The 14522-nt window shown below is 54.2% G+C and carries 14 protein-coding genes, 1 tRNA gene and 1 rRNA gene; 12 read left to right on the top strand and 4 right to left on the bottom strand.

Features of this window, described 5'->3' with window-relative positions; translation table 11 throughout:
* The first annotated feature begins 8 nt into the window (after window positions 1–8).
* The 12 genes from rrf (at window position 9) to NQZ67_RS28725 (ending at window position 10175) form a co-directional block, all read left to right on the top strand.
* Window positions 9–125: ribosomal RNA gene (gene rrf / locus NQZ67_RS28780) — 5S ribosomal RNA — on the top strand.
* A gap of 320 nt (window positions 126–445) precedes the next feature.
* On the top strand, window positions 446–1633 hold the full coding sequence (locus NQZ67_RS28775; RefSeq protein WP_257452756.1) for a GNAT family N-acetyltransferase: 1188 nt from the start codon (window positions 446–448) through the stop codon (window positions 1631–1633).
* Between the two features lie 142 nt (window positions 1634–1775).
* Complete coding sequence (gene guaB / locus NQZ67_RS28770) at window positions 1776–3233, top strand: IMP dehydrogenase (RefSeq protein WP_257452755.1); 1458 nt, start codon at window positions 1776–1778, stop codon at window positions 3231–3233.
* A 263-nt stretch (window positions 3234–3496) separates the two neighbouring features.
* On the top strand, window positions 3497–4786 hold the full coding sequence (locus tag NQZ67_RS28765; RefSeq protein WP_257452761.1) for a D-alanyl-D-alanine carboxypeptidase family protein: 1290 nt from the start codon (window positions 3497–3499) through the stop codon (window positions 4784–4786).
* Window positions 4787–4906: 120 nt separating this feature from the next.
* The gene (gene pdxS / locus NQZ67_RS28760; RefSeq protein ID WP_257452754.1) at window positions 4907–5788 is read left to right on the top strand and encodes a pyridoxal 5'-phosphate synthase lyase subunit PdxS; all 882 of its coding nucleotides are present in this window, start codon (window positions 4907–4909) and stop codon (window positions 5786–5788) included.
* A gap of 88 nt (window positions 5789–5876) precedes the next feature.
* Complete coding sequence (pdxT, locus tag NQZ67_RS28755) at window positions 5877–6461, top strand: pyridoxal 5'-phosphate synthase glutaminase subunit PdxT (RefSeq protein WP_257452753.1); 585 nt, start codon at window positions 5877–5879, stop codon at window positions 6459–6461.
* Between the two features lie 75 nt (window positions 6462–6536).
* Window positions 6537–7817, top strand: coding sequence for a serine--tRNA ligase (gene serS, locus NQZ67_RS28750; RefSeq protein WP_257452752.1), 1281 nt, complete (start codon window positions 6537–6539; stop codon window positions 7815–7817).
* 122 nt (window positions 7818–7939) lie between these two features.
* Window positions 7940–8028 (top strand) — tRNA-Ser (locus tag NQZ67_RS28745).
* Window positions 8029–8216: 188 nt separating this feature from the next.
* Window positions 8217–8564, top strand: coding sequence for a hypothetical protein (locus NQZ67_RS28740; RefSeq protein WP_257452751.1), 348 nt, complete (start codon window positions 8217–8219; stop codon window positions 8562–8564).
* 12 nt (window positions 8565–8576) lie between these two features.
* Window positions 8577–8765 (top strand): hypothetical protein, encoded by a 189-nt coding sequence (locus NQZ67_RS28735; RefSeq protein ID WP_257452750.1) that lies wholly within the window; start codon window positions 8577–8579, stop codon window positions 8763–8765.
* A 56-nt stretch (window positions 8766–8821) separates the two neighbouring features.
* The gene (locus NQZ67_RS28730) at window positions 8822–8974 is read left to right on the top strand and encodes a small acid-soluble spore protein P (protein WP_257452749.1); all 153 of its coding nucleotides are present in this window, start codon (window positions 8822–8824) and stop codon (window positions 8972–8974) included.
* A gap of 133 nt (window positions 8975–9107) precedes the next feature.
* Complete coding sequence (locus tag NQZ67_RS28725; RefSeq protein ID WP_257452748.1) at window positions 9108–10175, top strand: hypothetical protein; 1068 nt, start codon at window positions 9108–9110, stop codon at window positions 10173–10175.
* Between the two features lie 67 nt (window positions 10176–10242).
* Here the strand turns inward: NQZ67_RS28725 and NQZ67_RS28720 are convergent, their stop codons facing one another.
* The 4 genes from NQZ67_RS28720 to NQZ67_RS28705 are packed head-to-tail and all read right to left on the bottom strand — an operon-like array spanning window position 10243 to window position 14506.
* Window positions 10243–10998 carry a PHP-associated domain-containing protein gene (locus tag NQZ67_RS28720; protein WP_257452745.1) on the bottom strand — a complete coding sequence of 252 codons (756 nt, stop codon included), beginning with the start codon at window positions 10996–10998 and terminating at the stop codon, window positions 10243–10245.
* Window positions 10999–11020: 22 nt separating this feature from the next.
* Window positions 11021–11851 carry an energy-coupling factor transporter transmembrane component T family protein gene (locus NQZ67_RS28715; protein WP_257452743.1) on the bottom strand — a complete coding sequence of 277 codons (831 nt, stop codon included), beginning with the start codon at window positions 11849–11851 and terminating at the stop codon, window positions 11021–11023.
* Window positions 11820–13631 (bottom strand): ABC transporter ATP-binding protein, encoded by a 1812-nt coding sequence (locus NQZ67_RS28710; RefSeq protein WP_257452740.1) that lies wholly within the window; start codon window positions 13629–13631, stop codon window positions 11820–11822. Before NQZ67_RS28710 ends, NQZ67_RS28715 begins: the two co-directional genes overlap by 32 nt.
* On the bottom strand, window positions 13628–14506 hold the full coding sequence (locus NQZ67_RS28705; RefSeq protein ID WP_371825370.1) for a DUF8171 family membrane protein: 879 nt from the start codon (window positions 14504–14506) through the stop codon (window positions 13628–13630). Before NQZ67_RS28705 ends, NQZ67_RS28710 begins: the two co-directional genes overlap by 4 nt.
* Window positions 14507–14522: the final 16 nt, after the last annotated feature.

Raw genomic sequence — 14522 nt, 5'->3', positions numbered from 1 at the left:
GAACATCGTTTGGTGGCGATGGCGGAGGGGAACCACGCGTTCCCATACCGAACACGACCGTTAAGCCCTCCAGCGCCAATGGTACTTGGACCGCAGGGTCCTGGGAGAGTAGGACGTCGCCAAGCACACAAGACCTACCGTATGTATTTACGGTAGGTCTTTTTGTGTGCGTGGCGACTTCACTCTCCCTGTTGGGAGAGTGTCTGAACCCTATGATCGAAGTAATTCGACGAAGTGTGACCCGGCCTTAAGTGGTAGGTTCAGACGCCGACCGGCGATGTGATAGCTTCGAAGCTGATTCATCGCCGGTGCGGAATGGACGTCGTCCCAAACTTGTCTAATGTAATTGACGAGTTACAAGTTAATACCAACCATTTGGACTAGCCCCAATACTTATGAGATGATAGAACGAGCAAAGCATCTATTGTTCGGAGGAGGGTTATGGATGGGGAACGTACAATTGAAGCTTCTTGGAGATGAGCATTTTCAAGAGAGCATGAAGCTGGCGCAGTTTGCGTTTCAGTACACGAGAACGGAAGAGCAGTTGGAGGAGGCGCGGGTTCGGATCGCGGAGGAGCCATCCGAGAGGTGGGGCGTGTTCGTGGATGGGCAGTTGGCGGCGATGGCGACCGTCTTGAGTTTGACCACTTATATTGGCGGACGGTCATTCGCCATGGGCGGCGTCGCGGGTGTGGCGACATGGCCAGAGCATCGGAGGCAAGGATACGTCGGCAAGCTCCTGGTTCATTTGCTGGAGCGCATGCGCGGTAACGGGCAGAACGTGTCGTTCCTGCATCCGTTCGCATTTGGTTTTTACCGCAAATATGGGTGGGAGACTTATACAGAGCTGAAAACCTATACGATTCAAGTGAAGCAGCTTCCTCCTCGGGTGCCCTATAATGGCCGATTCGAGCGGCAGGATTCATACGAGGCTATCCACGATGTTTATGAAACGTACGCTTCGAGATACAACGGTTCCTTGTCCAGATCCGCGCTCTGGTGGAAGCATCGGATTCCGGTGAGGAAGCCAGGACAAATCGCGTTATATCGCGATGGGGCAGGCGAAGCGCAGGGGTATTTACTATATGAGGTCAAAGAATCGAGCCTAACGGTACACGAGCTAATTTATCTGACGGGTGAAACCTATGAGGCGATTTGGTCATTCATTGCGCAGCATGATTCGATGATCGAGAAAGCGGTGTGGAACGCGCCCATCGACGATAGGCTGCCCGATCGACTGCCGGATCCGCGCATCAAGCAAGAGGTTGTTCCATATTTTATGGCGCGTATCGTCGATGTCGAAGCTTTCTTGAGGGATTATCCGTTTCTGGCGGCGGAACAAGAAGATCGGGTATACTTAGAAGTAGCAGATGAGCATGCTCCGTGGAACAACGGCTGCTTCGAGCTCGTCATTACGCCAGCAGGACAAGCTAAGGTCAGTCGGCTAACCGATGTACCGGAAATTGGCGAGGCGCTCAAACTGGGAATTGGAGCCTTATCCTCCCTGCTGCTTGGGTACCGTAAAGTGTCGGATTTCATCTTCATGAATCGCATGCAAGGGGCATCCGATACAATAAATCGCTTACAAAATCGAATTCCTGGAAGAACGGCGTACTTACCGGATTTTTTCTGAAGATTGCCAAAATTCTGTACAATTAAAGGCGGGAGAAACCGCGCCGTTACAGCCTTTTCCCTGCCTTGACAGCCCCTACCCCCTCTGCTAATATTGCAATAATATACATCAGAGGCATCGAAAATAAGGGAGGAACATACTCGTGTGGGAAACGAAATTCGCTAAAGAAGGGCTAACGTTCGACGACGTTTTGCTTGTTCCGCGCAAATCAGAAGTGCTGCCAAGAGAGGTTAATATTTCGACACGGTTAAGCGACAACATCAAGCTCAACATTCCGCTCATCAGCGCAGGCATGGACACCGTAACGGAATCCGCTTTGGCGATCGCCATCGCGCGCGAGGGCGGAATCGGCATTATTCATAAGAATATGTCGGTCGCTCAGCAAGCGGAGGAAGTGGACCGCGTGAAGCGCTCGGAGAGCGGCGTTATTACGAACCCGTTCTCGCTTACGCCGAATCATCATGTGTATGATGCGGAAGAGCTCATGGGCAAATACCGGATCTCCGGCGTTCCGATCGTTAATGAAGACAAGAAGCTGGTCGGCATCCTGACGAACCGCGACCTTCGTTTCGTACATGATTACTCCATCAAAATCAGCGAAGTCATGACGCGCGACAACCTGGTGACGGCGCCGGTTGGCACGACGCTGCAGGAAGCGGAAGTGCTTCTCCAGCAGCATAAGATCGAGAAGCTGCCTCTCGTGGATGAGGAGAACACGCTTAAAGGTCTGATCACGATCAAGGATATCGAGAAGGCAATCCAATTCCCTAACGCGGCGAAGGACGAGCATGGCAGGCTGCTGTGCGGCGCAGCGGTAGGCATCTCCAAAGATACGATGGACCGCGTGGAAGCGCTCGTGAACGCAGGCATCGACGTGCTTGTCGTTGACTCGGCTCACGGCCATCATATCAATATTCTCGAAGCGGTACGCAAGATACGGAACGCGTATCCGAACTTGACGATCATCGCAGGCAACGTCGCGACAGGCGAGGCGACTAGAGATTTGATCGAGGCAGGCGCATCGGTCATCAAAGTCGGCATCGGACCAGGCTCGATCTGTACGACGCGCGTCATCGCGGGTATCGGCGTTCCGCAAATTACGGCTATCTACGATTGCGCTTCAGTCGCTAGAGAGTACAATGTGCCGATTATCGCGGACGGCGGCATCAAATATTCCGGCGATATCACGAAGGCGATCGCATCGGGCGCAAGCGCGATTATGATCGGAAGCTTGTTCGCGGGTACGGCGGAGAGCCCTGGCGAGACGGAAATTTTCCAAGGCCGCAGCTTCAAAGTATACCGCGGCATGGGCTCGATCGGCGCGATGAAGGAAGGCAGCAAGGATCGCTACTTCCAAGAGAACGAGAGCAAGCTCGTTCCGGAAGGCATCGAAGGCCGCGTTCCTTACAAAGGACCGCTCGCGGATACCGTGCATCAGCTTCTTGGTGGATTGCGCTCCGGCATGGGCTATTGCGGAACTTCGACGCTCGATGAGCTGCGCAACGACACGCAATTTGTCCGCATCACGGGCTCGGGTCTTCGCGAAAGCCATCCGCACGACGTACAAATTACGAAAGAAGCGCCGAACTACTCCCTTTAAGCCGGGATTGCGACGACATCGGCGTGACAAACAAAACCAGCAAGCGACAATCCTCGAAGGTTGTCGCTTGCTGGTTTTTTGCTAGACGTGAATGGGGATGCAAAATACGAGGCGATTTGACAATTTTGGACAGGTTACAGATTGGTTACAGATGAAGGAACTCTCATTCCGCATCAGGCGAAAGAGGTTTAATAGGGCGGTCGCCTATGTTACAATTAGCAGTGGAAAAACCAATGGGAAAAGGGGAAACGACATTGAAAGTAATGGGAAGACCGGTTCGATGGTTGTCGGTCATGGCTACCAGTTTGGCGCTCTGGATCGCTGTGTTGTCTTTGGGCGCGACAAGCGCTCTGGCTGTAGGGTTCGATAATAGGCCCAGCACGGAGAACTCGCTAGGCTTGCAGGTAAAGTCCGCCATTCTCATGGAAGCGGAATCGGGACAAGTGCTGTTCGAGGTGAATCCGGACCAGCCGCTTCCGATTGCTAGTATGACGAAGCTGATGACAGAGTATATCGTGCTGAATGAGATCAAGAACGGGCGAATGAAATGGGAGGACATCGTAAGCGTTCATCCCGAAGCGGCGAACACCGATCCGTCGGAATCGCAAATTTATTTGGCCGCAGGCGATCAGCATTCCGTAAAAGATTTATATATAGCAATGGCGGTTGGTTCCGCGAACGACGCAACGAAGGCGCTGGCCATTCAAGTTTCCGGCAGTCTGGACGCTTTCATCGAGAAGATGAACGCGACGGCGGCCGAGCTGGGCTTAAGCACGGCGCATTTCACAAGCGTTACGGGATTCGAGGATACGACCGTTATGTCCGCAGGGGACATCGCAAGATTATCGCGTCACATCCTGCTGGAGCATCCGGACTTTCTAAAGTACTCCAGTATTCAAGAGTATAAGTTCCGCGAGCGCGATACCAAGCCGATGGTTAACTTCAACTACATGCTGGGCTCGAACGTAAACAATGAATTTCTGCGGCACTTGGCGTATGAAGGCGTAGACGGTATGAAGACCGGCTTCATTAACGCGGCGGGCTACAACTTCACGGGTACGGTGAAGAAGGGCGATATCCGCTACATCAGCGTTGTCATGGACACCGCGACCAAGGACGCTCGTTTCTACGAGACGGCGAAGCTTTACAACTACGCATACGCGACTTTCGAGAAAAAGACGGTGCTGCCTCCGAAATCCGTGGTAGAAACCGTGGAAACCGTCAAAATTAAGAAGGGCAAACAAAAGACGATTCCCGTCGTAACCGACAAAGACATTACGTTCATGGTTACGAAAGGCGCGGAAGCGAAGATCGAGATGAAGGGCTACGAGCTTCTTCCAGAGAGCGAGCTGGTTGCTCCGATTGCCGCCGGCACGAAGGTCGGAACGGTTACGTACACGTACGCGGATCAGGCGACGGGCAAAAACCTCGACTATACCGTTAATTTGGTGACGACGGAAGAAGCGGAGAAAGCAGGCTGGTTCAAGCTGTTCTTCCGCGCGATCGGCGACTTCTTCTCCAACTTATTCAACAGCATTCTCGATTTGTTCTAATTCCGAGCACTTTACAGGGTTAAAGGCTTGTCGATTATCGGTTGTTCCTGTAAAATCAATGGTTAGAACTACTGCGGTATTTAACATTCCAAGGGATGAACAATAGGAGGAACGAGAGAGATGGAGACAGGTACATCGCGCGTAAAACGCGGTATGGCAGAGATGCAAAAAGGCGGCGTCATCATGGACGTCATGAACGCCGAGCAAGCGAAGGTAGCGGAAGCGGCAGGCGCTACGGCGGTTATGGCGCTTGAGCGCGTGCCTTCCGATATTCGCGCGGCAGGCGGAGTAGCCCGTATGGCTGATCCGACGATCGTGGAAGAGGTTATGAAAGTCGTATCCATTCCGGTTATGGCGAAGGCTCGTATCGGCCACTACGTGGAAGCAAAAGTGCTGGAATCCATGGGCGTAGACTACATCGACGAAAGCGAAGTATTGACGCCGGCGGACGAAGTGTTCCACATCAGCAAAAGCGAATTCACCGTTCCGTTCGTATGCGGAGCAAAGGACCTGGGCGAAGCGCTTCGCCGTATTCAAGAAGGCGCGGCCATGCTCCGCACGAAGGGCGAGCCGGGAACGGGCAACATCGTGGAGGCCGTTCGCCATCTTCGTCTGATTAACGGTCAAATCCGCAAAATCCAAGGCTTGTCGAAGGACGAGCTTTATAATGAAGCGAAGGTGCTGGGCGTTCCTTACGACCTGCTGCTTGGCGTACACGAAACAGGCAAGCTGCCGGTTGTTAACTTCGCCGCAGGCGGCGTAGCGACTCCTTCCGACGCGGCTCTGATGATGCACCTGGGCGCAGACGGCGTATTCGTCGGCTCCGGTATTTTCAAATCCGACAACCCGGAGAAGTTCGCCCGCGCGATCGTGGAAGCGACGACTCACTACAACGATTACAAGCTGATCGCGGAAGTGTCCAAAAACCTTGGCACTCCGATGAAAGGCATCGAGATCAGCAAGCTTCACGCTGCTGAGCGCATGCAAGACCGCGGAATCTAAAAAGGGGCTTTGGGGCCTCTAATATTGCAGATTAGCCGGCCAAGCCTTCGGGGGAGGCCGGCCTTTTACAAAAGGTGGCGAGGTTACGATGAAGATTGGCGTTCTGGCGCTGCAAGGCGCCGTAGCGGAGCATATTCGAAGCTTGGAAGCGGCGGGCGCGGAAGCGGTCGCCGTTAAGCGGGTGGAACAGCTGGATGAGCTGAACGGTTTGGTTATCCCAGGCGGGGAAAGCACAACAATCGGCAAGCTGATGCGCAAGTATGGATTCATGGATGCGATTCGCGAGTTCTCGGCGCAAGGCAAGCCTCTGTTCGGGACTTGCGCGGGATTGATCGTCTTGGCCGATAAGATCGAAGGGCAAGAAGAAGCGCATCTGCAGCTGATGAACATGACGGTGGCCCGCAACGCTTTCGGGCGCCAGCGGGAGAGCTTCGAGACCGATCTCGAGGTGAAAGGCATCGAGGAGCCGATTCGGGCCGTATTCATCCGGGCCCCTCTGATCAAGTCGGTCGGGGCAGGCGTAGAGGTGTTGTCCGAATACAATGGCGAGATCGTTACGGCAAGAGAAGGAACGCTTCTGGCGGCATCCTATCATCCGGAGCTGACGGACGACTACCGGCTTCACGCGTATTTCTTGGAGATGGTGAAAGAAGCCGCGGCCGCCAAAGCATAGACTTAAAGCATAAGCACAGCCATTGCTGTCAAGAATGGACTTATTACGCTCTCTAGAGAGGAGCTTGGACTCAACGTGTTGGATGTCAAATTGTTACGGACGGAATTCGAGAAAGTAGAGCAGGCTCTCCGCAACCGCGGCGCATCGTTGGACCTGATCGCGGGCTTCCCCGAGTTGGATCAGAAGCGCCGTGAAGTGATTGGGGAAACGGAGCAGCTCAAGAATCGCCGCAATATCGTATCGCAAGAAGTGGCGAAGCTGAAAAAATCGGGCGGAGACGCCGAAGCGCTGATCGTGGAAATGCGCGAGGTCGGCGACAGGATCAAAGCGCTTGACGACGAGCTGCGCGAAATGGATGTTCAGGTGGACGAGCTGATGCTAAGCATCCCGAATATTCCGAACGAAAGCGTGCCGGTCGGCGCTTCCGAGGAAGAGAACGTCGAGATGCGCCGGGTTGGCGATGTACCGCAGTTCGGCTACGAGCCGAAAGCGCATTACGATATCGCGCAGGAGCTGGGCATCCTCGATTTCGAGCGCGCTGCGAAGGTGACGGGCTCGCGCTTCACGTTCTACAAAGGATTGGGAGCAAGGCTGGAGCGCGCGCTGATTAATTTCATGATGGATCTGCATAGCGACAAGCACGGCTACGAGGAGATTCTGCCTCCGTATATCGTGAACCGCGACAGCTTGATCGGCACGGGGCAGCTTCCGAAATTCGAAGAAGATCTGTTCAAGCTGAAGGATACGGAATATTATTTAATTCCAACGGCTGAAGTGCCGGTGACGAACATTCACCGCGAAGAAATTTTGGACAACGAGTCGCTGCCGAAGAACTTCGTGGCGTACAGCGCTTGCTTCCGTTCCGAAGCCGGATCGGCCGGACGCGATACGCGCGGTCTTATTCGCCAGCATCAATTCAACAAGATCGAGCTGGTGAAGCTCGTGAAGCCGGAGGATTCGTACGATGAGCTGGAGAAGCTGACGGCCGATGCGGAGAAGGTGCTGCAGCTGTTAGGCTTGCCTTATCGCGTGCTGACGCTTTGCACGGGCGACATGGGCTTCACGTCGGCGAAGACGTACGACTTGGAGGTATGGATTCCAAGCGCGAACACGTACCGTGAAATTTCGTCCTGCTCCAACTTCGAGGATTTCCAAGCTCGCCGCGCAGGCATCAAGTTCCGCCGGGAGCCGAAGAGCAAGCCGGAATTCGTGCATACGCTGAACGGCTCGGGTCTTGCCGTAGGTCGTACCGTAGCCGCTATTCTCGAGAACTATCAGCAGGAGGACGGCTCGGTCGTTATTCCCGAAGCGCTGCGTCCGTACATGGGCGGAATCAACGCCATAACCGCTCGTTAACAGCTAGCGGTAACGACTGCTTCGGCAGCCATTAATTACGAGGTGCCACAGGCCAAGAAGAGCTTGCTATTCATTTTTGGCCTGTGGTACAATATCTTTTGTTACGCCGTAACTTTATATGTGGAGAGGTACCGAAGCGGTCATAACGGGGCGGTCTTGAAAACCGTTAGAGTGCAAGCTCACGTGGGTTCGAATCCCACCCTCTCCGCCAAACGAAAAAACAGCCGATTCCTGAAGAGGAATCGGTTTTTTGCGTTTGGCGGGGAGGGATGAGAACGGGCCGTGAAGCGAAGATGCGGAGGAAACATTTGTACGGGAAACGCAATAAGCGAGGACGTTCGCAATCGTATAAAAAGCGCTTCGCCATCGCATCTTAAGCTTGTGGAGGTGCTACTACTTATGGCGAAATCTGATGAGCTTCGAATCGATCCGCAACAGCTTGCCGATGCTTGGCAGCGTACATTGCCGAGGACAATGAACGTGTCCGACCGCTGTGATGTGAAACGCGACGAGGCGGATGACAAAGCGCTGCGCGTCACGATTCATTCGGCTGGACATCAAATGTACGAATTCGATTTCAAAGTGACTTACGTGGACAGCCGCGAAGTCAAAGTGGAGCTGGTCGACGTGGAGAAGGACAATGTCACGGTAGATGAGCGTACGGATATAATCCAACAGTTGATCCATGATTATCAGAGACATCTGCATGAATGCGCGCAAGCGCTGCAGCAGCTGACTCATGCTTAAGGAGAGAATAGGATGACGAAAGCCAAAGGAACGGCGGACAAAAATTTATCCAACGTGGCGGAGGCTCTGGATATGAATCCAGTGAACAGCCATCAAGCGCAGCAATTCAACCAGGATAAAAACGACCGCCGGCATCAGGATTCGTTGAACTTCGACCAGCCGACGGATTTGAGCCATCAACGAGGCGACAGCGACAACTAGCCTCTCGAAGAGCTGCCGATTTTGGAGATTAGAACCCCTATAGGAGGATACATGCAATGAGCAAACCTAGAAGCGTGCCTAATCCGGATGCCGTGCCGCACAACGAGAAGAAACGAATGGACGACGACAGCGGCGGTCCGGCGCCTTTGTCCGGCTCCAAGAAGGTCAAAAGTAGGAATCATGTAAGTCATTTGAACCCCGAGGGTTGATTCCAATAAGGACTTCCGTATCAGATAAATGCTGGTACGGGAGTTTTTTTGTTCCAATTGCTTCTAATCGGCGAACATTTATTATAGAATGGAGGTGCTGTGAAAAAAAGAGATAGTGGAGGTAAACCGATCAATGAAGCAAGTACAACGTTTGGCCCTTATTTTTATGCTTATTCTGACAGTCGTTATCGCAGGGTGCAGCGCGAAGACCCCGCCGAAGGAAGCGTTGATCAACGCTACGATGAAGACCATGGAAGCCAACACATACAAAACGTCGATGACGATCCAGCTTGACGAGCTGGAGCTGCCGGAGGATACTGCCGATGCAGCCGAGATGGGCATGTCGACAGCCGCGGTAGCAGGCATTATCAAGGACGCGACAATTAAAGCCGACGCTACGTTCCAGAAGGATCCAATGCGTATGGATATGAATATGGAGATTATTCTTCCAGGCATGATGGATATGAAGCTGGCGGTGCCAATGATCATTACGGAAGAGAAGATGTTCGTGAAAATCCCGAATATCCCGATGCTGGGTATTCCGGAGACGATCGCCGACAAATACGTAGAGATCAACATGAAAGAGCTGGCGCAGGAGGAAGGCATCGAAATCCCGGAGATGGATATCGCCGAACAGCAAAAGCTGGTTCAAGAGCTCTCCGCCGTGCTGCTCAAGCATTTCGACGAGAAAACCTATTTCTCCGAAGTGAAAGCGGCGGATGCCGGTCTTCCGGAAGGCGTGAAGGCTGACCAAGTCGTGAAGTTCGCGATCAGCGAAGAGAACTACGCGCAGACGGTTGAGACACTGGTGAACAACGCGCTTCCAGAGGTATTAGATATTCTGCTTGCGAACGAATCGTTCCTGCAATATGCGCAGTTGGAGAAGGCGGATCTGGAGCAGGCGAAAGCGGATCTGGATACGAACAAAACAGAAATCCTCAACGTGCTGCAAAATAATCTGAAGTTCAACGTGCTTGAGCTGACTGGCGCGGTTCAAGATGATTACCTGGTCTACCAAGCAGGCAAGATCGGCGTGGAAGTGAAGGACGAAGAGAGTGGACTTGATGCGAAAATCGGATTGTCGATTACATCGCAATACTCCGAGCTGAACAAAGAAGTGAAGTTCCCTGAGTTCCCGACGGACGCTCTGACCATGGATGAGTTGACGGAGCTGTTCGCAGGTTCCATGACCGGACTGTAAGATCATTGCATTAAAAATATAGGAAGGCCCCTCTGCTAGAAGCGGAGGGGCCTTCTTGCGTCTTGCTTTAAGCGATGACCATCGATCGCTTCAGCAGCTCCTTCATCATTTGAGCGCCTTTCACCTTCACGTGAAGGCAAGGGGATATTTCCAGCTCGTAGCGCCCTTCTCGAATGAGACTCCGAAGCTCCTCGGCCGTCTCGCATCGTTGCTCCAACTTATTAATGACGCTGCCGAATTGCAGAGGCTGATGCGAATCGCTTCCGGCGGTGACGGGGAGCATCAGGCGGTCGGCGAGCGCCCGCACCTGATCGGCCGTCTCGAGCCCGGCTTCGTAGAGATCCTTGGCATTCAGGTCTAGAGCGTCCAGTCTGGCTAGCAGCTGTGGATCATGATGGGTCAGCGGCGTGCTTGACCTTGTTGGATGAGCGCCAATGCGCAGCGCGGGCCAGCCTTCGGTATGATCGAGAAGCGAGCTGAGCGGGATGTAGCTGTCATGCTCCGTATGCTTCTCCAAGTCGCGGCGAAGCTGGCGGATAAGGTCGCGGTTCGCGATGATCAGAATATGTCCTTTGCCGCTGACATCGACCTCCATGCCAGTGAATACGCGGAGCCCCTCAACCTCGTAGTAATCCTCTTTATAGTCGAATGAGGCATCAAGCTGGTCCATCATATCGCAGAAGTTCCGCGTATTGAAATGCTCCGTGAGCGCAATCGCTTGAAGGCCGTTCTCCGATGCTTCCCTCGTCATGGAGAGGAAGTAGTCGAGGGAAAACTCTGTTTTTTTGGACAGCTTGCCGTGGGTATGCAAATCGATATTCATTGTAGATTCTCCAATCTGTCGTTTATAGGGGAAAGATAGCATGCGCCGTCCAGAACAGCGCCGCCATATAGATAGCGCTAACGGCCAAGAAGACATAATCCCGCCAGGAGACGCGAAGATAAGCCAGCTTCAGGCGTTTGGCCTCCTTATTGACAAGCGAATACGTGAAGCCCCGCACCTCCAGCGCTTCCACCGTGGTCCTCGTTCGTTTCGCCGTATTCAGAATAAGCGGATAAAACGCGATGACGCTGATCTTCGCCATATATAGCAGGGAACGCCACCGCAGCCAGCTGTCTGCCTCGGGGGCTCTGCCGCGCAGACGGTAGGAGTGAATCAGGTTATGATATTCCTCGATGAGGATCGGCAGCGTCCGATAGCCGTAGGAGACGCCGAAGCTGAATTGCGCGGGCATGCCCAAGCTGAGCAGGGCATCGCTCAGCTTCTCGGGGTCCATGCTGGAGAACACGGCGATGCTGGCTAGCGAAATAATGAGTATTTTCAGCGTCAGAGTGAGGAGAGCCCATATTCCTTCCATGCTGCCGCCAAATAAAAAGGACGCGATGAGGATGTACGCAAGCTCGCTCAGAAGTCCGATGGCCATAATGATAAGGACGAGCGGACTGACTTTGGAGGACAGCGTGAAGAGGATCATCGGCAGCAGCAAGCCGAAGAGGACGGCTTCTTCATGGATAAACCATGGCATGACGGCGAAAATCGAATACCAGATGATGAGTATTCGGGGATCCAATCGCCCGAGCAACGTCGACTGGCGGCCGAATGCCGTGCGCATCAGCTCCAGCTTCACGTTTTCCACGTTTATTTTATCCAGCAGGGTTCGCTTCATGGCTTCCATCGGTCCACCTCCCCTCCTTATGTGAAATAGGTCCAATCCCCATCCGCTCCAAGAAGCGGGATACGGTCAGCGCGGGCGGCGACAAGGCGAGACGATGCGACAGCTCCGTCATTTGCGGGGCAACAAGCCCGGCCTGACGAAGAAGAGCAGGCTCGCTGAACAGAGTCTCAGGATTCGTATCCATCGCAATAGCACCTTCATAAAGGACGATCACCCGGTTCGCCCATTCCGCAACCAGCTGCATATCATGGGTCGCGATGACGGTCAGCTTCACCCGGTCCTGCAGCTCCTTCATCATCTCGCCTAGCTCCCGCCGGCTTGCCGCATCAAGGCTTGCCGTCGGTTCATCCAGCAGCATGACGGTCGGACGCATCGCGAGCCCGATGGCGAGCGTCGCTCTCCGTTGCTGTCCCCCGCTGAGCAATCGACCGTCTCGTTGCTGAAGGTCCTGAAGACGCAGCCTGGAGATGACCTCATCGATAAAGGAAGAATCGTTAAGCTGATGACGCGCCTTCAGAAAATATTCCACGTCCTTCCGGACGGTGTCTTCAATAAACATCTCCTCCGGATTCTGATGAATGTACGCGACGAAGTCGGCCAGCTTCTCCGGAGAAGTACGCGCGGTCTCCCGGCCGCAGACGGTCAATAGGCCGCCTTCCGGCTTCTTGAGCCCGGATATCAGCTTCAGCAGCGTCGACTTGCCGGCCCCGTTATTGCCGACAATGGCGACGCGATCCCCTTCATACAAGTGAAGGTCGGCGCTTCGAATTACGGGATGCCGCTCTTTGGCGACGGTTTTGTAGGCGTAGGAAACGTGCCGGATTTCGATGAGGCCTTCCTTCTTCGCGGAGACCTCAGCATCGGAACGGATTGTCGCCGATTGCCCGGGCAATGAAACGCTCCTGGCTACCTCCCGGAAGTAAGCCTCGCCCTCCTCGAGCGTAATAGGATACAGGGCTCGTGACGGATCCGCCGCATAAGCCGCCCTCGTCACCTGCGGAGGCAGAATTTGAAGAGAGGTCAGCTCCTCGACGGCGGATAGCGCTTCTTGCACAGGCTTCATCCATCGCAGGGTGCCTTGATCCATAAGCACGACTTTACTGCAGTAGTCCGCGATAAACTCCGTATGATGCTCGATGACGATAATGGTTTTGCCGTGGCGCTCGTTCAGCTCCTTAAGCTTGTCATAGATGAGCCGGGCATGATAGGGATCGAGCTGGGCAACGGGCTCATCGACGATGATAATGTCCGGATCGAGCGACAGCGTTCCGGCAAGCGCCGTTAAATGCTTCTGGCCGCCGCTCAGCTGCCAAATCCAGCGCTCCTTCAGACGGGTCAAATCTAACAGGGCCAGGGCGCGCTCCCCGCGGGAGCGGTAGTCCGCGTAACCGAAGTTAAGCGGGGCGAAGATCGCTTCATCGTATACCGTGGGCCGAACGAGCTGATTCTCGAAGTCCTGAAACACATACGCGACCTTGCGGGAGAGGGAGGCTACGCTCTCTTCTGCCGCATGAAGGCCGGCAATATGGAGGCAGCCCGTCAAATCCCCGACGTAGTAGTGCGGGATAAGCCCGTTCAAGCATTTGCAGAGCGTGGACTTGCCGCTGCCGTTCGTACCGATAATCGCGACGAATTCGCCGCGCTGCACGGTGAGCGAAACATCGCGGAGCGAATCCGTTTCGGCGCCGGGATATCGGAAGCTGACGTTCTTCAATTCTATCGCGGGAGCCGCTTGTGCAGGCTCCTCGACTAGATGGTGACTTGCGGCAGCCGGAATCACGGCGTTACATCCTTCGGCAATCCGGCTTGGCGGCGTTTCGCCCGAAGCGCAGCGATAATGGTCAGGACGAGCACCAGCGCGGCGGCGCCTATGCTGACCCACATAAATCCGTTCCCGTATTGCTCCAGAAACTCCGGCTCCCAGACGGCGAAGTTGATATCGGATTCCGCCATAAATTCGGAAACGGCCGCAATGAAAATAAAGATGATGGCGATCAGCAGGAGGCGAGGCCTCATGATTTCGCCCAACGATACCGGAATACGGCTGTCTCGCGGCTTCATGCCGAGCAGCGGCTCGATCTTGCCGTATAAGCGCGGAACAAGATACCAGGTCGGCAATAAGGAGAACAGAATGCCGGTTATTAGCATCGCGTTTAGGAAACCGACACCCTCAATTAATAGTAAGCTTTCCGGAATGCCGGGAAGCGTCTCCAGCTCTTCGATGCCGAACCAAACCTTGCCCATATCGACGATGGCGCTAAGCATCTGATCGATGCCGACGGCTACGAACGAAGCAATGGCAAGCTGCTTGCGGTTGCGGGGATCCCGGACGAGCAGCCCGGCTATGTACATCGCCAGAGTAAATTCGATAAATTTCTCGAGCTCGCCTAGCCCGCCGAATTGGCCAAGCAGCAGCTCCCCGAAGATCACTTCGCCGAAGGACGCTCCGATTGCGGCGTACAGGGGGTGGAACAGAATGCAGAGCGTAAGCGGAATGAAAGCGAAGTATTCCACCTTGAGCTCGATGGGCCCGAGCTGAATGGCCGGAATAAGCTCGGTGAACATGTTGGAGATGCCGTACAGGGACATGGATAGAATGAACACCATCAGCTTCTGCGACTGCGTCAGCTCGTATCGCTTCTTGAGCGGGGAAATCATGATCAAATCCTCC

The organism is Paenibacillus soyae, from assembly GCF_024623455.1.
GTDB classification, from domain to species: domain Bacteria; phylum Bacillota; class Bacilli; order Paenibacillales; family Paenibacillaceae; genus Pristimantibacillus; species Pristimantibacillus soyae.
The sequence above is the reverse complement of the archived record's forward strand: the minus strand, read 5'-3'. Positions and strand labels throughout refer to the sequence as shown.

Coding starts and splice junctions, on each gene's coding strand:
- NQZ67_RS28730 (WP_257452749.1), top strand. CDS start 8,822: ATGAGCAAACCTAGAAGCGTGCCTAATCCGGATGCCGTGCCGCACAAC.
- NQZ67_RS28715 (WP_257452743.1), bottom strand. CDS start 11,851: ATGGAAGCCATGAAGCGAACCCTGCTGGATAAAATAAACGTGGAAAAC.
- NQZ67_RS28775 (WP_257452756.1), top strand. CDS start 446: ATGGGGAACGTACAATTGAAGCTTCTTGGAGATGAGCATTTTCAAGAG.
- pdxT (WP_257452753.1), top strand. CDS start 5,877: ATGAAGATTGGCGTTCTGGCGCTGCAAGGCGCCGTAGCGGAGCATATT.
- NQZ67_RS28735 (WP_257452750.1), top strand. CDS start 8,577: ATGACGAAAGCCAAAGGAACGGCGGACAAAAATTTATCCAACGTGGCG.
- NQZ67_RS28720 (WP_257452745.1), bottom strand. CDS start 10,998: ATGAATATCGATTTGCATACCCACGGCAAGCTGTCCAAAAAAACAGAG.
- NQZ67_RS28725 (WP_257452748.1), top strand. CDS start 9,108: ATGAAGCAAGTACAACGTTTGGCCCTTATTTTTATGCTTATTCTGACA.
- pdxS (WP_257452754.1), top strand. CDS start 4,907: ATGGAGACAGGTACATCGCGCGTAAAACGCGGTATGGCAGAGATGCAA.
- NQZ67_RS28765 (WP_257452761.1), top strand. CDS start 3,497: ATGGGAAGACCGGTTCGATGGTTGTCGGTCATGGCTACCAGTTTGGCG.
- NQZ67_RS28740 (WP_257452751.1), top strand. CDS start 8,217: ATGGCGAAATCTGATGAGCTTCGAATCGATCCGCAACAGCTTGCCGAT.